A 19,354-nucleotide genomic window follows, 5' to 3' on the forward strand; every position below is an offset into this window, starting at 1 on the left:
ATGGAGGCCAGCCGGATTTGCCGGCCTGATCACCCGCCTGGAGGCCTGATGCGCCGACTTCCCAAGACATCTGCCAATCTCGACGGGGCAAAGGTCTCGGGCTGGCGCACGATCCGCAAGGTCGTGCCCTATCTCTGGCCGGAGGATGAGCCGGTCATGAAGGCGCGTGTCATTCTGGCCGTGGCGATGCTCGTTCTGGCCAAGCTGATCGCCGTCTCGACGCCGCTGTTCTTCAAATGGGCCGTGGATTCGCTTGGCGATCCGACGGAAGTCCCCGGCGGGATGCTGGCAATCGGGGCCGTGGGGATCACGATCGCCTATGGCGTGTTCCGGCTGATGAACGTGGGCTTCCAACAGTTGCGCGACGTCTTCTTTACCCCCGTCGGTCAACGGGCGCTGCGCAAGCTGGCCTCGGAAACCTTCATGCATATCCATCGTCTGTCGATGCGCTATCACATCACCCGCAAGACAGGCGGGCTGAGCCGCGTGATCGAACGGGGCGTGAAGGGTGTGGATTTCCTTCTGCGATTCATCCTGTTCTCGATCGGTCCCCTGATCCTCGAGTTGCTGCTGATCATGGGCGTGCTCTTCGTTCTGTTCGATGCGTGGTACCTTGCCGTCGTGATCGTGACGATCGGCGTCTACGTCTGGTTCACCTTCAAGGTGACCGAATGGCGGGTGAAGATCCGCAAGGTGATGAACGATCAGGACACGGACGCGAACCAAAAGGCGATCGACAGCCTGCTGAATTTCGAGACGGTCAAGTATTTCGGCGCCGAAAGCCGCGAAGCCGAACGCTATGACAGCGCGATGAAGGCCTATGCCGAGGCCGCGATGAAGACGAATTATTCGCTGGCCTTCCTGAACTTCGGGCAATCCTTCCTGATCACCTCGGGTCTGGTGATCGTCATGGTTCTGGCCGCGATCGGCGTGCAGAACGGCGCGCTGACCGTGGGCGATTTCGTGATGGTCAACGCCTACATGATCCAGATCACGATGCCGCTGAATTTCCTCGGCACCGTCTACCGCGAGATCCGGCAGGCGCTGATCGACATGGGAGACATGTTCGACCTTCTCGAACAGCCCGCCGAGGTCACCGACAAGCCCGGCGCCAAGTCGCTCGAGGTGCGCGGCGGTGAGGTGGTTCTGGATGACGTGGTCTTCGGCTATGAGGCCGCCCGGCCCATCCTCAAGGGCGTCAGCCTGCGCGTGGGTCCGGGCGAAACCGTGGCCATCGTGGGCTCCTCCGGCTCGGGGAAATCGACGATCGGGCGGCTCTTGTTCCGGTTCTATGACGTGGTGGACGGGTCCCTGCGGATCGACGGACAGGACGTGCGCGATGTCACGCAGGAAAGCCTGCACGCGCAGATCGGCGTTGTGCCGCAGGATACGGTCCTGTTCAACGACACGATCCTTTACAACATCGCCTATGGGCGCGCCGATGCCACGCGGGCCGAAATCGAACAGGTCGCCAAGGCCGCCAAGATCCACGATTTCATCCAGAGCCTGCCCAACGGCTATGACACGGCTGTGGGTGAACGCGGGCTCAAGCTGTCGGGCGGCGAGAAACAGCGCGTGGGCATTGCCCGCACGCTGCTGAAGAACCCGCCGATCCTGCTGCTCGACGAGGCGACATCGGCGCTCGACACCGATACGGAACGCGAGATCCAGTCCGAGCTGAAGGCGATGGGCAAGGGCCGGACGGTTCTGACCATCGCGCATCGCCTGTCGACCGTGGCCGATGCCACCCGCATCGTCGTGCTGGAAAACGGCGTCATCGTCGAAGAGGGGACGCATGACGCGCTTCTGGCCTCGGGCGGGCGTTATGCGCAGCTGTGGAACCGTCAGCAATCCGAGGATGAGGCGGCCTGAGTGCCCCATTGACACCGCGATTGCCGATCGATCCGTCCGGGTGTAGTGACTTGATCATCCTCTAGTTCCGGAGCCCTTCCCATGCCGTTTTTCCGCCTGGCCCTGACGCTTGGGCTCCTGTCCACCGTTGGCCCTTTCGCCATCGACATGTACCTGCCCGCCCTGCCGCGGATCGAGGCGGCGCTCGATGCGAGCGTTGCCGAAGTGCAGATGACGCTGACCGTCTATTTCGCGGTCTTCGGGATCAGCCAACTGTTCTGGGGGCCACTCTCTGACAGATACGGCCGCAAGGGGCCGATCTTCGTCGGGCTGGGTATATTCGCGCTGGCCTCGGTCGCCTGCGCCATGGCGCCGACGATCGGATGGCTCCTTGTTTTCCGGGGGCTTCAGGGGATCGGCGCGGCGGTGGTGATGGTGACCCCGCGCGCGATCATCCGTGACCTCTATACCGGGCCGCAGGCCACCCGGCTGATGGCGCTCGTGATGCTGGTGATCTCGGTCTCGCCGATGCTGGCACCGTTGGCGGGATCGGGCCTCATGGTCCTGGGCGACTGGCGGCTGATGTTCTGGGCGCTGGCGGTCGCGACCGTGCTGAGCATCTTGCTCACCGGCTTTGCCCTGCCAGAGACCCTGCCACCCGAACGCCGCGTCCCGATCCGGATCCGCACATTGATCAGTGGCGCGCGGATCCTCATGACCGACAGCACCTTCATGGGGCTGACCATGGTGGGCGCCTTCGGGTTTTCCAGCTTCTTCGTCTTTCTTGCCTCGGCCAGCTTTGTCTATACCGGCCAGTTCGGCCTCAGCCCGACGCAATTCTCGCTCGCCTTCGCGATCAACGCGATCGGCTTTTTCGGGATGAGCCAGATCGCTGGCCCCGTTACCGAGCGGTTCGGCCTCCTGCCGGTCATCCGTGTCGCGGTTCTGGGCTTTGCGGCGTTCAACCTGACGCTGCTGGCGATCGTGGTATCGGGGGGCGGCACGCTGCCGGTGATCGTCGGAATGCTCTTTCTGGGCAATGCCTGCCTCGGTCTGGTGATCCCCACGACGATGGTGGCCGCACTTGACCCCCACGGTCAGATGGCCGGTCTGGCGTCGTCGCTGGGCGGGACGCTCCAGATGGTGACGGGCGGGCTGATCGTCACTCTTGCCGGGCCGTTCTTCGACGGCACCGCGCTTCCCATGGTGGCTGCGATTGCCGTCTGTTCGGTCCTTGCTCTGACGCTGGTCGTGACGATCCTGCCGCGCATCGCACGCGCGGCCGTCTAGCCGCGGTCAGCCGGGCAGGGGCCTGCGCGCCTATTCGGCGGCGCGCAGGGGAGTGATCGGCAAGGCTGCGTCCGCGATCTCGTCCTCGTCGGCCCAGATCAGCTCGGGCGCCTTGATCCGCTTGGCCTCGCGGGCCAGAGCCCAGTCACGCGCCGCGCGACTCGACCGGCCCAGCGACAGCTTGGCCAGCAGTTGCGCAAGCCAGCGGGCATAGGTGGTGATCCAGACCCGCAGCGCCAGCATCGCGGGCGTGAAGATCAGCGTCAGGACTGTCGCGATGCCAAGGCCGAAGACAACGGCCGTGGCCAGCTGCTTCCACCACAGGGCTGTCGGCGAATCGATCGTGTAGCCGCCGTTGATGAAGTCGAGGCTCAGCCCGAACATCATCGGCGCGAGGCCCGCCATCGTGGTGATCGTGGTCAGAAGCACGGGGCGGATCCGCGCCTCGGCCGTGCGCACGATGGCCTCGGTCCGGGGCATGTAGAGCCGGTATTCCTGATAGGTGTCGATCAGAACGATGTTGTTGTTCACCACGATCCCGGCAAGCGCCACGATCCCCGTGCCCGTCATGATGATCGAGAAGGGCTGATCCATCACGACCATCCCGATCAGAACGCCCGTCGTGGACAGGACAACGGCCAGAAGGACGAGGATCGAGTTGTAGACCGAATTGAACTGGGCCAGCAGGATGATGAACATCAGCCCCAGAGCGCCCATGAAGGCGGTGGCCAGGAATTGCTGGCTTTCGGCCTGATCTTCCTGATCGCCCGTCCATTCCCAGGACACCGATCCCGCGAAGGGCGAGGTGTCGAGCCATTCGGTCAGGGTCGCGATCCGTTCGTTGGGATTGACAGGTTCCCGGGTCAGCGATCCGTCGGCCACGCCGTCCGTGATCGTGCTGTCACTGTCCGCGACCTCCGCGGTCACGATCCGGGTATCGCCGGTTTCGGTGTCGGTGATCTTGACGAGGTTCATCTCGACCGCGGCCTTCACGTCGAAATAGCGCTCCTGATCGATGCGGTCGATCTGGGCCAGTTTCTCGACCGGTTCGCGCGTGACGAAATTCGACAGGGGCACCAGGCCCGATGGCGTGCGCACCCGAAGCGTATCAAGGGTTGACAGCACGCGATCTTCTTCCGGCAGACGGACGCGGATCTCGATCTCTTCGTCAGAGCTGTCGACGCGCATGGTATCGAGCAGGAGCCCCCGCGTCACCAGCTGCACCATGCCGCCCACCGTGGCCACGTCCGCCCCATAGCGGCCGGCTTTTTCGACATCGACGTCGATCTGCCAGTCGATGCCCGGAAGGGGCAGGGTGTCTTCGATCAGGATCAGGCCTTCGGTCGCCTCGAACTGGGCAAGGGCTGTCTGGGTCGCCGCCTGAAGCTCTTCCCAATTGTCGCCCGTCAGCCGGAGGTGCACCGGCTTCGACGAGGCCGGTCCCATTGCAAGGTTCAGGATCTCGGTCTGGATCCCGGGGATCGTGTCCAGTTCGGCCTGAAGCTTCGAGATGATGACGTCGCCGTCCAACTCTTCCAGCGGAACCCCGGTCTCGCGGGAATAGGCGGGACGGTCATCCCATGGAACCAGCTCGATCTGCAGCTGGCCAATTGCATCGCCGGGGCCGCCGGCGCCGGCGGTGTTCGAGTTCAGGCCCCCGTCGCCCGCAAAGGCAAAGATGCTCTGGATGCCGGGCTGGGCCAGCGTGATCTCTTCGGCCTGGCGGACCAGTTCGTCCTTTTCCTCGAGGCTGAGGTTGCCACGCGCCTGAACATAGACGATCGCCTGTTCGGGCTCTGTCGTGACGAAGAATTCGACGCCGTTGTTGTTCTCGCCGAAGAAGCTGAAGACCGAGACGACGAAGAAGCCGACAGCCGCGATCGAGACGAGCGGCATGATCGGGTTGCCGGTGATCAGGGCGATGAGACGGCCGAAGATCGTGCGCCGGTAACCGGCGCGGATCCGCTTCTGCCGGCGTTCGATCCGGGCCGAGCTCATGGTGATCGAGGTCAGGATCGCACCGACGAGGAACAACACGATGCCGGGAACGGATGCGCGCAATCCGTCGGTCTGGACCGCGCCGCCAGACAGGTAGGCGGGGTTGAGTGTCAGCATCGCGCCCATGAAGACGACAGCCATCGCGACGGGAACCAGTGCCGCGCGGATCACCCAGGGCAGGTGGGCGCGCATCCAGTTGGCCGTGCGCTCGAACGAGCGGCTCATCCGGCCGGTCACACCGCCCAGAACCGGCAGATAGACCAGCGCCACGACCAGCGAGGCCGACAGCACGAAGATCAGCGTCACGGGCAACATGCCCATGAACTGCCCCGGGACGCCGGGCCAGAACAGCATCGGCAGGAAGGCGCAGAGCGTCGTCGCCGTGGACGACACGACGGGCCAGAACATGCGTTTGGCCGCCTCGACATAGGCGTGCATCGGGCCCGAGCCCTCGCTGATGCGCTTGTCGGCATATTCGACGACCACGATCGCCCCGTCGACGAGCATGCCGACGGCAAGGATCAGGCCGAACATCACGATGTTCGAGATCGTGATATCCATGACCGCCAGAAGGGCGAAGCACAGAAGGAACGATGTCGGAATCGCAAAGCCCACCAGAAGCGCGGGACGCGGCCCGAGGGCCGCCAGCACGACGATCATGACCAGCGCGATGGCCGTCAGAACCGAACCTTCAAGCTGGCTCACCATCGAGGCTACATTGCGGCTCTGGTCGTTGGACGTGCCCACATCGATCGCGGCGCGCAGTTCCTCGGGCCAGGTCGCGACTTCGGCGTCGACGGTCTCGCGAACGAGAGTGGCGGTGTCGATCAGGTTGAAGCCCTTGCGCTTGACCACCTGCAACGCGACCGTGGTCTCGCCGTTGTAGCGGGCTGTGGAGGTGCGGTCTTCGAAGGTGAGCGAAATGGTCGACAGATCGCCCAGCGTCACGACCCGGTCGCCTTGCGTCTTGACCGGAAGGTCGTAGACGTCGCGCGGCTCGTCAAAGCTTGACGGGATCTTGACGGAGAAACTGCCCTGCGCGGTTTCGATCTCGCCAGCTGCGATCAGCAGGTTGTTCTGCGTGACGACGTTGATCAGTTCGGCGGCCGTGACGTTATAGGCCTCGAGCCGCAGGGGATCGATCACGACCTCGAGCATCTCGTCGCGTTGCCCCGTCAGCGGCGCCTCGAGCACGGCATCAAGCGCCTCGATCCTGTCCTGCAGGGATTTGGCGACCTGAATCAGCGTGCGTTCGGGGACGTCACCTGTCAGGTTGACGATGATGATCGGGAATTCGGAAAAGTTCAGCTCGTTGATCGAGTAATTGTCCGCACCGTCGGGAAACTGCGATTCCGCGCGGGTCATCGCGTCGCGGATATCGGCCATGACCTTGGTCTTGTCCCACCCGAATTCGAATTCGAGAGCGACACCGGCATAACCCTCGGCAGCCGTCGCGGTCATCCGTTCGAGACCGTCGAGGTCGCCCAGCTGGGTTTCCATCGGACGCACCAGCAGCTTTTCGGAATCCTCGGCCGAGATGCCCGGGAAGGGGACAGAGACGAAGATTGCGGGGATCTCGATGTCGGGTTCCCCTTCCTTGGGGAGGCCCACATAGGCTGCCGCTCCCGCCGCAAGCGAGAGCACGACAAAGGCAAGCACCATCCGCGCCCGGGACGCGGCCCAATCGACAATGCCGGTCATCCGTTTTCTCCCCTGAAAGTAGGTTCTACCTTTACGCCGTCCGTCACATATTCCTGCCCAACGACGATGATATCGACCACGGGGTCCAGCCCCGAGACCCAGACACCGTCGACCGTGTCACGGATGATCGTCACCGGCGCGAACCGGGCGACATTTCCCTCGCCCACGGTGCGCACACCGATGTGACCTTCATCATCCAGCGTCAGTGCGGATTGCGGCAACAGGTGCGCCATCTGCCCTTCGGCCTCGACAAGAATGTCGGCGGTCTGTCCGTCACGGATCGTCAGATCGGCATTCGCGACCTCGATCTCGAGCCGGAAAGTGCGGGTCGTCTCGTCACCCGACCGCGACAGGAAGATCACCTCTCCCATCACCTCGCGGCCGGAGGCAAGGCGGGCGCCGGCGCGGGCGCCGACGGAAATCTTGTCCAGCTGCGCCTCCGGCACGAAGCCCACGACCTTGATCGGATCGAGCTGGATCACCTCGGCGCACAGGCCGCCGGGTTGCAACAGGCTGCCAAGTTCGGCCGTGTCGCTTTCCAGAAGGCCGTCGAATGGGGCGTGAATACTCAGCCGCTCGATCTCGCGTTCGGCGCTTGCGACGGCGGCTTCGGCCGACTGGATCTGGGCCCGCGCGCTTTCGACGGCCGCGATCGCCCCTTCGACACCCGCCTCGGCGCTGATGATCTGGCTTTCGATGCCCTGAAGCGAGGCCTCGGCAGAGGTCACGCCTGCCCGGGCGCTTTCAAAGGCGGCATCGGAATTGGCGACGCGGCTTTCGGAGGCAAAGCCCCCCTCGCTGAGCGACCGGGAGGCGTTGCGGTTGATCTCGGCTTCCTGCAGGCGGGCGCGCGCTTCCATCAGCCGGGCCTCGCCCTCGCCGACGCGGGCGCGCGCCTCAAGCAGCGCGGCCTCGGCGGCCGGAACGCGGCTTTGCGCCTCGGGCAGGCGGGCCAGCGCCTCGGTCAGGCGGGCCTGCGCCTCGTCGACCGCCGATTGGCGGGTGCCGGGGTCCAGCTCGCACATCAGATCACCCGCCTCGACGAAGGTGCCCCGGCGCAGCGGCTCGGAAATGACGAGGCCCGATGTCTCGGCCCTGACCTCGACGGAGCGTGTGGCCTCTGTCCGACCGCGCAGGACAACGGACGAATCGACTGTCTCGGCTTCGGAGGTCATCGCGACGACACGCACGATATGGGCATCATCTTCGGCATCGGCCTCGGCGGATGCCGCATTCTCCGCAGCGGAACCCTGCGCGAATGCGATGAGAGCCTCGCGCTCGAAAACGAACATGTACAGTCCCGCTGTCACGAGAAGGGCGGTCAATAGCGGGGTAATCTTCATGGCGAGGCCTTGGTTGACATACTGCGCGACGTCCTCGGGTCACGATAGGCCGAAGAACTCTTGCGCCTATATGATCCCTTTGTCAGAGATTTCTACGCTAAACTGATCGGTTCAGATTAGATTTTGGGAGTATTTTCCGCAACTGGGGCATTTTCCGGGCGTCGCGCGCGGGAATTCGTATGTTTTGAAGGCATCCGACGACCCGTCCTGCGGGTCTTGGCATTGCCCGGACAATCACGATAGAACATCCCGAACGCGCCGCGCAAAGCACAGGCGCCGGGCAGAGAGCGGATGGTATGAGCAACACCGACAGTTTTATCGAGGAAGTGACCGAAGAGGTCCGCCGTGACCGGCTTTTCGCGCTGCTCAGGCGGTGGGGCTGGGTCGCAGTTCTTCTTGTACTGCTGATCGTCGGTGGCGCAGGCTGGAACGAATGGCGCAAGGCGCAGGCCGAGGCCGGGGCGCAGGCTCTGGGCGACGCGCTCTACTCCGCGCTCGACGAGAACGAGGCCGAGGCGCGCGCGCAGGCGCTTTCGGCGATCGACACGACCGGCTCTGCCGGTGCGGTGGCCGCGCTGCTGCTGGCCGCCGAACAGGAGGCGGCAGGCGATGTGCCCGCCGCGATTGCGACGCTCGAGGGCGTCGTCACGGACGGCGAGGTGCCGCAGGATTACCGTGATCTGGCAGCGTTGAAATCGCTTATGCTCTCGGCCGGCACGATGGACGAGGCCACGCGCCGCGCGGCCCTTGAAAACCTGGCCCTTCCGGGCCAGACCTTCCGTCTCGTCGCGATGGAACAGGTGGCGCTGTCGCATGTGCGCGCGGGCGAGACCGAGGCCGCGCTGGACCAGCTTGCCGCGATCCTCGAAGATGCCGAAACCGGGGATGCCCTGCGGGATCGGGCGCAAAGCCTGACCATCGCGTTGGGAGGCGAGATCGACGCGCAGGACGGAGCCGGCAACTGACCCCCTGCACCGCAGGGACAAGACAGGCGATGGGGGAGTGCCCGTGACAATTCGTGCATGGATCGGAATGGGGCTGGCGCTGGCCATCCTCGCAGGCTGCGGCGAACAGGATGTGATCCTGCCCGGCGAGCGACTTGATATCCGCGACGGCCTGATCGGCGGCGAAGCAGAGGTGTCGTCCAACGTGGCGCGGCCGATCTCGCTTCCGTCGCAGCAGGTCAATGCCGACTACACCCATCGCGGCGGGTCGGCCGTTCACTACATCACGCATCCCGCCCTGTCGGCATCGCTGACACGCGCCTTTTCCGTCGATATCGGTGAGGGCAACAGCCGCCGCGCGCGGATTACCGCCGACCCGGTCATTGCTGACGGTCGGATCTTCACCCTCGATGCCCGGTCGCGGGTTTCGGCCTTCACGACCCGAGGCGACCCGCTGTGGACAACGGATCTGACACCGCCGACCGACAGCGCGGCGGATGCTTCGGGCGGTGGCCTCGCGGTGGGCGGCGGCACGCTCTATGTCACGACGGGCTTTGGCGAACTGGTCGCGCTCGACGTGGCCACTGGCGGCGAGCGCTGGGTGCAGGATCTCGATGCACCGGGCGGCTCTGCGCCGACGGTGCGGGGCGATCTGGTCTATGTGGTGGCCCGCGACAGCCGGGCCTGGGCGGTCGAGCGGTCGGACGGACGGGTGCGCTGGCAGATCAGCGGAACGCCTCCCGGTGCCAATTTCTCGGGCGGGGCCGGCGCGGCCGTGACCTCCGATATCGCGGTCTTCCCGTTCCCGTCGGGTGAAATCCTCGCGGCCTTCCCCGAAGGCGGCGTGCGCCGCTGGTCAAGCGTCATCGCGGGCGAGCGGCTGGGCCGCGCCGCCGCTGTCGCGGCCAACGACATCGCCGCCGATCCGGTTATCGTCGGTAACACGATCTATGTGGGCAACGTCTCGGGCCGGGTGGTGGCCATGCGTCTCGACACCGGCGATCGCGTCTGGACGGCGGCCGAGGGCGCGACGAGCCCGGTGCTTCCGGTCGGTGGTTCGGTCTTCTTCGTCAACGACCTGGGCGAACTGGTCCGGCTGGACGCCGGCAATGGCTCTGTCATCTGGCGGGTCGCACTTCCGGTCGAGGAAGAGGGCGAATTCTGGGAAGGCACGACGCGGTTCGTCCAATACGGGCCGATTCTTGCGGGCGGTCGGCTGATCGTCGCCTCCTCCGAGGGGTTGTTGCGCCAATTCGATCCGGTCTCGGGCGCGCTCGTGGGCTCGGTCGCGCTTCCGGGCGGGGCGGCGTCGCACCCGGTCGTCGCGGGAGGGATCCTCTATGTCGTGAGCGCGGACGGCCAATTGCAGGCTTTCCGTTAGGCTCTGAAACGTGTATCGCCCGTCTCTGACCTGACGGACCCGGACATCATGACCTTCACCCTTGCCATTGTCGGCCGCCCCAATGTGGGCAAATCGACGCTTTTCAATCGCCTCGTCGGCAAGAAACTCGCTCTTGTCGACAACCAGCCCGGCGTGACCCGCGATCTGCGCGAAGGTCAGGCGCGGCTGGGGGATCTGCGTTTTACCGTCATCGACAGCGCCGGGCTCGAAGAGGCGACCGACGACAGCCTCGAGGGGCGGATGCGGCGGCTGACCGAACGCGCGGTCGAAATGGCCGATGTCTGCCTGTTCCTGATCGATGCTCGCGTGGGTGTCACGCCGACCGACGAGGTTTTTGCAGATATCTTACGCCGCAAGAACGCGCATGTGATCGTCGCGGCCAACAAGGCCGAAGGCAACGCAGGCGAGGCCGGATATCTCGAGGCCTATGGTCTGGGCCTTGGGGAGCCCGTGCGGCTCTCTGGCGAACATGGCGAGGGGATCACGGACCTTCTGCAGGTCCTGATGCCGATTGCCGACGAACTGGCCGAGCAGCGCGTCGAGGAGACCATCGAGCCCGAGACAGATGTCGAGGTCGAGGATGGTGACGAGGATGCCGCCCCCGTTCCGACCCGCGCCAAACCGTTGCAGGTGGCGGTCGTGGGCCGGCCCAACGCCGGAAAATCCACGCTGATCAACGCGATCCTCGGCGAAGAGCGGCTTCTGACCGGCCCCGAGGCCGGGATCACCCGCGACGCGATCTCTCTCGCCGTAGAGTGGGAGGGCACGCCGGTCCGGATCTTCGACACGGCGGGGATGCGCAAGAAGGCCAAGATCGACGACAAGCTTGAAAAACTCAGCGTTTCCGACGGCTTGCGCGCGGTGAAATTCGCCGAGGTGGTGATCGTTCTTCTCGACGTGAACATCCCCTTCGAACAGCAGGATCTGCGGATCGCCGATCTGGCCGAACGTGAGGGCCGGGCCGTCGTTCTGGCGGTCAACAAGTGGGACCTCGAAGGCGAGAAACAGGCCAAGCTCAAGGCTTTGAAGACCGAGTTCGAGAACCTTCTGCCTCAACTGCGCGGTGCGCCGCTGGTCACTGTCTCGGCCAAGACGGGGCGCGGGCTCGACCGGCTGCATGACGCCGTCATGCGGGCCTATGAGGTCTGGAACCGGCGCGTAACGACGGCGCAGCTGAACCGCTGGCTGGCCGGCATGATGGAGGCGCATCCGCCGCCCGCACCCGGGGGACGCCGGATCAAGATGCGCTACGCGACGCAGGTCAAGACGCGGCCGCCGGCCTTTGTGGTGATGACCTCTTACCCCGATGCGGTCCCGGCGAGTTACTCGCGCTACCTCGTCAACGGGTTGCGCGAGGATTTCGACATGCCGGGCACGCCGATTCGCCTGACGCTGCGCGGGCAGGGCGACAAGAACCCCTACAAGAACCGCAAGAAGAAGCAGCCGTCCAAGCTGTCAAAGCACCTGAAATAGGGTCAGGCCCGCGCCGCGCGGGCCGCCCCTCCGCCCGCGACAAGGGCAAGGATCGCGATGCCCGCCACGGCGGTGCCGCTGATCCACACCTGATCGAGCCCGTTGGCCACCACGATGCCCACCAGCGCCCAGATCACCGTCAACCCGTATTCAGGTGCGCCGGGCATCCGCCTCTGGATCGCGAAGGCCACGAGGAACGCGCCCGTGATCCCGGCATAGGCCCAGCCGGTCTGATCCCAGATCAGGCCGTATCCGGCCGCCGTGCTGCCGATCGAGACGAAAGACGCCGCCGTCAGCCAGCCCGCATAGATCGCCACCGGCACCCGCAGCCACCATCTGTCTGCGGCCGGCGATCTCAGCAGCGCCGCGATGGCAAAGACCGCCATGGCGATGATGCCCACCGTGGCCCAGATCGCGCTGGCATTTGCGATGGCAAGCCATGGCGTGCCGATGGCAAGGCTCAGGATCAGGGGCTCGCGGGCATGATCCCATCCGGGCGCATCGGCGCGGCGCACCAGGCCGAACACCGCCGACACCACCAGCCAGCCATAGATCAGGCCCCAGATCGCAAAGGCATAGCCCGCCGGCTGCACGGGCGGGTCGATCTGCGGAATCGGAAGCTGGTCGGCCTCGAACCCGCTGAACGGATCGGTCAGCGCGGGGGAGATCACGAAGCTCAGCGTGAAAAGAAGCGTCAGAAGGGGAAGTGGTTTCATCATGCCCATGACATGTGCGGCTTTCTGTTGGGGTCAAGCGTCCGGCCGAAAAGGTCGGGTTTTCCGAACTTGACCGGAGGGCCCGGCCGGCCCGAGACTTGGCTCATGAAAAAACGGATCGCGATCTTTTGTGACGGAACATGGAACCGGGCCGAGGCGCCTGATCCCACCAACGTCGTGCGCCTTGCCCAGACAGTCAAGCACAGCGCCGCCGACGGGCGCAAACAGCATGTCATCTACCAGATGGGCGTGGGCACGGGGCGCGGCTCGAACGCGCTGGCCCGGCTGACGGACAAGGTGCTGGGCGGTGCGATGGGCTGGGGCCTGACCGAGAATATCGAGGATGTCTATCGCGCGCTTGTCTTCTGCTACGAGCCGGGGGACGAGCTTTACATCTTTGGCTTCTCGCGCGGCGCCTATACCGCGCGGTCGCTGGCCGGCCTGATCCGCTACTGCGGCATCCCCCCGCGGGAGAACGTGGGGCAGATCCCCAAGGCCATGGCCCGTTATCGCCGGCCCAAGAGCGCCAAGAACCACCCCGATCACGAAAGCAACATCCGGTGGAGGTCGGATTTCGCGCCCTTCACGGTGACAAGCAGGGATGAATTCGACTGGCGCCTTGCCAACAAGCCCGGTCTGGTCGAGCCGCTGACGATCAGCTTTCTCGGCGTCTGGGATACGGTCGGCTCGCTCGGTGTGCCGGGCTACTGGATGGCCGCACCGCTGCTCAACCGCGACCATCAGTTCCACGACAAGGAATTGTCGTCGATCATCGCCTCCGCCCGCCATGCGCTGGCCATCGACGAACGCCGCCGCGCCTTTGCGCCCACGCCGATGGAGCGGATCGACGAGTTGAACCGCCGCAGGCTGGGGCTGGAGGAGGGGGCGGATCTCTCGGGGATCGACCGCGACAGCCTGCCGCTGCGCGAGGAATGGTTTCCCGGCGATCACGGATCGGTCGGCGGTGGCGGGGTGCGCAAGGGCCTGTCGGCCTACAGCTTCGACTGGATCGCGCAGGGCGCGCAGCGCGCCGGTCTCGATATGCGGCCCGAATTGTGGGAGATGATCCGCGCCGAACGCGATATCGAAACGCCGGTCATCAACAAGATCCAGGCCGACGTGATGACGCAATACATGCGGGTCACCGGGCGCGACCGAGACGGGCCGGGCGATCCGGCTCTGGTCAGCGGGGCCGCGCGCGACAAGGTCGCGGCACAGCCCGATTACCGGCCCGGGACGCTGTCCCGCGTGATCGGCGCTCTGACGGGAACGACGGGACGGGGCGGGGGCGGCTGAGGGCCGCCCGCGCCGTCAGACCAGTTCGCCCGCGGCAGAAATCCGTGTCTTGCCACGCAGATAGGGGTGGAGCACCTCGGGCAGCGTGACGGAGCCGTCCTCCTCCTGCCCGTTTTCCAGCACCGCGATCAGCGCGCGCCCCACGGCAAGGCCCGATCCGTTCAGGGTATGGACGAACTCCGGCTTGCCGCCACCCGCGGGCTTGTAGCGCGCATTCATACGCCGCGCCTGGTAATCGCCCGCGACAGAGACGGAGCTGATCTCGCGATAGGTGTTCTGTCCGGGCAGCCAGACCTCGATATCATGGGTTTTCTTCATGCCCGCGCCCATGTCACCCGTGCACAGCACGACCGTGCGGTAGGGCAGGCCCAGCTTCTCGAGGATCGCCTCGGCGCAGCGCGTCATGCGCCCGTGTTCGTCGCCAGAGGTCTCGGGCGTGCAGATCGTCACCATCTCGACCTTCTCGAACTGGTGCTGGCGCAGCATGCCGGAGGTGTCGCGCCCGGCCGATCCCGCCTCGGAGCGGAAGCACAGCGTGTGGGCGGCCATCCGCATGGGCAGGGCGGCTTCCTCGACCGTCTGGCCGTGAACGAGGTTCGTCAGTGTCACCTCGGCCGTCGGGATCAGCCACCAGCCATTGGTGGTCTGGTAGCTGTCCTCGCCGAATTTCGGCAGTTGACCGGTGCCCACCATCATCTCTTCGCGGACAAGGACCGGGGTCTGCGTCTCGGTCAGGTCATGATCTTCGACATGGGTGTCGATCATGAACTGCGCGAGGGCGCGGTGCAGCCGCGCGGCGGCCCCCTTGATCACCACGAAGCGCGAGCCCGACAGCCGCGCGCCCGCCTCGAAATCGAGCTGATCGCGGACGGCCGGAATCTCATAATGTTCAACAGGTTGGAAGGCGAAGTTGCGAGGGCTGCCCACGCGCCGGATCTCGACGTTGTCATCCTCGTCCGCACCCTCGGGCACGTCGTCATAGGGGATGTTCGGGATCCCCAGCAGGAGGGTGTGAAGCTCCGCGTCCTTTTCCTTGGCCTCGTCCTGCAGCCGCGCGATGGCCGATTTCTTCTCGGCCACCTCGGCGCGCAGACGTTCGAACGTGGCCTCGTCACCCGCGGCCTTGGCCGCGCCGATCTCCTTGGCGGCCTTGTTGGCCTCGGCCTGCGCGGTCTCGGCCGCATGGATCAGGCCCCGCCGCGCCTCGTCGAGCGCAAGGATGGAGGACGACATCGCAGACAGGCCCCGGCGGGCCATGCCCTCGTCGAACGCGGTCGGGTTGTCACGGATGAACTTGATGTCGTGCATGTCCTTGTCCCTCTCGGACGGGTTTCAGGTGCGGCGACATATGCCGCAGAACGGGGAGGAGGGGAAGGCGGGAGTGTCAGGTTGGTTCAGGCAGTTCGGGAGGGGTGTAGGTGTCGGGGTTGGCGAGCCACTTCTGCCATTGGGAGCGGAAGTCCTTATTCGTGAGATCATGCCTCGGCCAATGGGCAGGCCATTGCGCGCTGTCGGGACCATGTCCCCCTGGCAAAACCACGGTCGCATCGCCGAACATGCCGTTCACCTGATCTTGATCCAGAGTTGACTTGGAAAGGTTTATGGATTTCAGGGCGGCAAACTGAACATCTGCCGCCGTGAAGTTAGTTTCAGAGTCGAGCCGCGCTACCCAGAAGTTCGCCCCCTGCATCCGTGCCTGCACGATGTGCGCCCCCTGCATCAGTGCTAGCCCGAGCCGCGCCCCCTGCATCCGCGCCTCCATGAGGTCCGCCCCCTGCATCCGCGCCTGCCAGAGGTTCGCCCCCTGCATCCGCGCAAAACTGAGGTCCGCCCCCTGCATCTGCGTCTCCACGAGGTCCGCCCCCTGCATCTGCGTCAATCTGAAGGCTGCCCCCTGCATCTGCGCCGAATGGAGGTTCACCCCCTGCATTCGCGCGCCCCTGAAGAGCGCCCCCTGCATCCGCGCCCCCAAAAGGACCGCCCCCTGCATCTGCGTCTCCACGAGGTCCGCTCCCTGCATCTGCGCCCCCACGAGGCCCGCGCCCTGCATCTGCGCCCCCACGAGGCGCGCGCCCTGCAACTGCGCCCCATCGAAACGGGCGTTCTCGAAGTCGCCATGTTCGAAATCGGCACCTTGCAGGTTTGTTTCGCGCAGATCGAGCCGGTAGCGCCGCCTTCGAACTAGCCACTCCCTGACGGCAGTCTTGAATTGATCCATGGCCTTGGCCCACGCCTCTGAAGCGGATACATCATCGGTCCATTCAGGCGCCTTCAAACCGCTGTCTTCAAAGGATGGGACGCCATCCCGCTCCACCGTCTTTTGAGCATTGGTGCGCCGTCCGATCACGGTGAGGGCCATTTGAACATCCGCACGAGGGCGCACCGCATCGCCATTCGCCCCCGAGTTTGCGAGGATTCGCCGGGTCTTCGCGGCATACGCATGCCGCCACCTCTCCCAGACGGCTTCCCGGACAACCCGGTCGTCATCATCTCGCAGATTCAGTTCCGGCACATCCACCGCGTCTGACGCGGGGGCGTTCTGGCGGATATAGGCTGTCAGGATTTCCATGATCTGGATGTGGACGTCGAGGTTCTTCTGGGCCAGCCGCTCCAAGGCAAGGATCGCGCCGATCCGGATTTCGATGTTGGGCGCGGTGTACTCAGTCATGAGCGGCTTGCTCTTGGCATCGAGAGCAGTCGATACCGGTTCCGTCATGTAAGAACCGTCGTTATGCCTTAGTTGAACTCTAACGACTTTCTCAGCCCCCAACCCCTCCACGGCCTTGTTGATCAGGTCGGTGATGTGGTTTTCCTGCGCGATGTCGACGGTGCGTTGGGCCACGAGGGTGCGCCAGATCAGGAACGGGGCGCCGAGGAGGCCGATAATCAGGGTGCCGGCACCGAGGCTGGGGCCGCTGTCGGAAAAGGCTTGCCAATAGGTAGAGATCAGAACCGCGAAGGCCGCGCCAAAGGCTGTCAGGACCATCAGGATCACAAGCATCCCGAATAATGCGCCCAAGGCTCGCGATTTCGCCCATTCTGGCACCGGGCGGACACTCAGCCATTCGAGAATTCCGGGATCATTCTCTTTCTCGTCGCTCAAGACACGCACCCCGCTCGCGCAACCCATACGCGACAAAGAGACCTGATTTTCGCGCCGATGTCGACGCCTGTCCCGTCCTGAACTGCACTCGTGATCTTGCGAACCCGACCTGCGGCCCTCAGCCGCAGGCGTTGCATCCCCGGTCCCGGTCCCCATATCGCGAAGACTGCCGTGTGCGGGGGTGTCGGGGGCCGTTGCCTTTCGCCCCCGCGCTCCCTACAAGGGCGGCGGAAAATCAATCGGGGCCGGATCGGCCCGTCCGACAGGTTAATGAAGAGGTCCGCCATGGAAGGGATTGCCTCCCTCGTCCCGCTTATCCTGATCTTCGCGATCATGTATTTCCTGCTGATCCGTCCCCAGCAGAAAAAGCTCAAGGAACACCAGGAAATGGTGAAGGCGCTGCGCCGGGGCGACCAGGTCGTCACGCAGGGCGGCGTCATCGGCAAGGTGACCAAGGTCAAGGACGAGGGCGAGATCGAGGTCGAGATCGCCTCCGGCGTAATCGTCCGGGTGGTGCGCAGCACGATCACGCAAGTGCTGAGCAAGACCGAACCGGCCAAGAGCTGAGCCGGAAATGCTTCAAATCTCGCTCTTTCGCCGGATCGTCATTTTCGCGATCCTGATCGGCGGTCTGGTTCTGGCCCTGCCCAACGCCTTCTACACGCGGGTGGAGCAGTCCAACGACGCCCGCGCGGTGATCGAGAGCGGGCTGAGCAATGACGATCTTTCGGCGGTGGCCGGGCAATGGCCCGATTTCCTGCCGTCGGGCCTCGTAAACCTCGGTCTCGACCTGCGGGGCGGGGCGCATCTGCTGGTCGAGGTTCAGGTCGAGGATGTCTATGCCGGGCGGCTCGACGCGCTCTGGCCCGAGGTCCGCGACGTTCTGGCGGCCGAGCGGGACACGGTGGGCTTCGTCACCCGAGAAGAAAGCGGGACGGACGAATTGCGCGTCCGCATCTCCGAGGCCGAGGGCGCGGCCCGCGCCCTGGAACTGGTGCGTGGACTGGCCCGCCCGGTCGTGACGGTGACGGGGGCAGGCGCCTCCGACATCGCCGTCAGTGCGGATGGCCCGGTGCTCACCGTCACGCTGAGCGAGGCGGAACGCGTCGCCACCGACAACCGGACCATGCAGCAGGCGCTGGAGATCATCCGCCGCCGGATCGACGAGGCCGGCACGCGTGAGCCGACCATTCAGCGGCAGGGCGCGGACCGCATCCTCGTGCAGGTGCCCGGCGTCGGATCGGCGCAGGAGGTCAAGGACCTGATCGGCACCACGGCGCAGCTGACCTTCAACCCCGTCATCACCCGCACGACGGACCCCGCGACCAATGTCGCACCGGACGAGATACTCGCCCCGTCGCTTGACGAGGAGGGGGTCTTCTTCGTTCTGGAACGCGCGCCCGTCGTATCGGGCGAGGAGTTGGTCGACGCGCAGCCGAGTTTCGACCAGAACGGCCGACCCGCCGTCAGTTTCCGGTTCAACCCGAGCGGCGCGCGCGCCTTCGGCGATTATACGGCCGAGAATATCGGCGCGCCCTTCGCGATCGTTCTGGACGGTGAGGTGATCTCGGCGCCCACGATCCAGTCGCATATCCCGGGCGGGTCGGGCATCATCACGGGCCGGTTCACGGCCGAGGAATCGACGAACCTTGCCGTTCTGTTGCGTGCGGGCGCCTTGCCCGCCGGTCTGACGTTCCTCGAAGAACGGACCATCGGTCCCGAACTGGGGCAGGACAGTATCGACAAGGGCAAGCTGGCCGCCGCCGTGGGCCTTGCCCTGGTCATCGTGTTCATGGGGCTGAGCTACGGTCTGTTCGGATGGTTCGCCAATCTCGCGCTGATCCTGAACCTGTGCATGATCTTCGGCGTCCTGTCGCTTCTGGGGGCGACGCTGACATTGCCGGGCATTGCAGGGATCGTTCTGACGGTGGGCATGGCTGTCGACGCCAACGTCCTTGTCTTCGAGCGGATCCGCGAGGAACTGAAAACCGCCAAAGGGCCTGCGCGCGCGATAGAGCTGGGCTATTCCCGGGCGCTTTCAGCGATCATCGACGCGAATATCACCACGCTGATCACGGCCTCGATTCTCTATGCCGTCGGGTCGGGCCCGGTGCGCGGCTTTGCGATCACGCTGGGATTGGGCATCGTCACGTCGGTCTTTACCGCGATCTTCGTCACGCGACTTTTCATCGTGCTGTGGTTCGAACGCCGCCGCCCGAGAACCATCGAGGTTTAGG

The 19,354-nt window shown here is 65.1% G+C and carries 13 protein-coding genes; 8 read left to right on the forward strand and 5 right to left on the reverse strand.

Translation table 11 applies throughout. The annotated features are described in order from the left end of the window. Positions 1-48 precede the first annotated feature (48 nt). The gene (locus EP376_RS15415; RefSeq protein WP_127656516.1) at positions 49-1,872 is read left to right on the forward strand and encodes an ABCB family ABC transporter ATP-binding protein/permease; all 1,824 of its coding nucleotides are present in this window, start codon (positions 49-51) and stop codon (positions 1,870-1,872) included. 81 nt (positions 1,873-1,953) lie between these two features. Then, a complete protein-coding gene (locus EP376_RS15420) occupies positions 1,954-3,141 on the forward strand; it encodes a multidrug effflux MFS transporter (protein ID WP_127656517.1) in 1,188 nt (395 codons plus the stop codon). A gap of 30 nt (positions 3,142-3,171) precedes the next feature. Here EP376_RS15420 and EP376_RS15425 read toward each other — a convergent pair whose 3' ends face one another. Both EP376_RS15425 and EP376_RS15430 read right to left on the reverse strand, forming a co-directional pair. Next, positions 3,172-6,840, reverse strand: a complete 3,669-nt coding sequence (locus EP376_RS15425; RefSeq protein ID WP_127656518.1) for an efflux RND transporter permease subunit — start codon at positions 6,838-6,840, stop codon at positions 3,172-3,174. After that, entirely contained in the window at positions 6,837-8,183 is a 1,347-nt protein-coding gene (locus EP376_RS15430; protein ID WP_127656519.1) for an efflux RND transporter periplasmic adaptor subunit, read from the reverse strand. The genes EP376_RS15425 and EP376_RS15430 overlap by 4 nt, the downstream gene beginning before the upstream one ends. 296 nt (positions 8,184-8,479) lie before the next feature. On the opposite strand from EP376_RS15430, the gene EP376_RS15435 reads away from it, so the two are divergent. The 3 genes from EP376_RS15435 (at position 8,480) to der (ending at position 12,002) form a co-directional block, all read left to right on the forward strand. Next, a complete protein-coding gene (locus tag EP376_RS15435; protein WP_127656520.1) occupies positions 8,480-9,148 on the forward strand; it encodes a tetratricopeptide repeat protein in 669 nt (222 codons plus the stop codon). Between the two features lie 67 nt (positions 9,149-9,215). Further along, positions 9,216-10,508, forward strand: a complete 1,293-nt coding sequence (locus tag EP376_RS15440; RefSeq protein WP_127656648.1) for a PQQ-like beta-propeller repeat protein — start codon at positions 9,216-9,218, stop codon at positions 10,506-10,508. Between the two features lie 48 nt (positions 10,509-10,556). After that, entirely contained in the window at positions 10,557-12,002 is a 1,446-nt protein-coding gene (gene der, locus EP376_RS15445) for a ribosome biogenesis GTPase Der (protein ID WP_127656521.1), read from the forward strand. 2 nt (positions 12,003-12,004) lie between these two features. Here der and EP376_RS15450 read toward each other — a convergent pair whose 3' ends face one another. Continuing rightward, positions 12,005-12,721: a hypothetical protein gene (locus EP376_RS15450; protein WP_127656522.1), complete on the reverse strand. Its 717-nt coding sequence runs from the start codon at positions 12,719-12,721 to the stop codon at positions 12,005-12,007. A gap of 102 nt (positions 12,722-12,823) precedes the next feature. Between EP376_RS15450 and EP376_RS15455 the strand changes: the two genes are divergently transcribed. Further along, positions 12,824-14,014, forward strand: a complete 1,191-nt coding sequence (locus EP376_RS15455) for a T6SS phospholipase effector Tle1-like catalytic domain-containing protein (protein ID WP_164744949.1) — start codon at positions 12,824-12,826, stop codon at positions 14,012-14,014. Between the two features lie 15 nt (positions 14,015-14,029). Here EP376_RS15455 and serS read toward each other — a convergent pair whose 3' ends face one another. Next, complete coding sequence (gene serS / locus EP376_RS15460) at positions 14,030-15,322, reverse strand: serine--tRNA ligase (RefSeq protein WP_127656524.1); 1,293 nt, start codon at positions 15,320-15,322, stop codon at positions 14,030-14,032. A 76-nt stretch (positions 15,323-15,398) separates the two neighbouring features. Further along, positions 15,399-17,117, reverse strand: a complete 1,719-nt coding sequence (locus tag EP376_RS23525; RefSeq protein WP_164744950.1) for a pentapeptide repeat-containing protein — start codon at positions 17,115-17,117, stop codon at positions 15,399-15,401. 285 nt (positions 17,118-17,402) lie between these two features. Here EP376_RS23525 and yajC point away from each other — a divergent pair, with 285 nt between their 5' ends. Together yajC and secD are read left to right on the forward strand one after the other, a co-directional pair. Next, the gene (gene yajC / locus EP376_RS15470; protein ID WP_203330854.1) at positions 17,403-17,684 is read left to right on the forward strand and encodes a preprotein translocase subunit YajC; all 282 of its coding nucleotides are present in this window, start codon (positions 17,403-17,405) and stop codon (positions 17,682-17,684) included. Positions 17,685-17,691: 7 nt separating this feature from the next. After that, positions 17,692-19,353 (forward strand): protein translocase subunit SecD, encoded by a 1,662-nt coding sequence (secD, locus tag EP376_RS15475; protein ID WP_127656527.1) that lies wholly within the window; start codon positions 17,692-17,694, stop codon positions 19,351-19,353. Position 19,354: the final 1 nt, after the last annotated feature.

Source organism: Alexandriicola marinus, assembly GCF_004000435.1.
Lineage (GTDB): Bacteria > Pseudomonadota > Alphaproteobacteria > Rhodobacterales > Rhodobacteraceae > Alexandriicola > Alexandriicola marinus.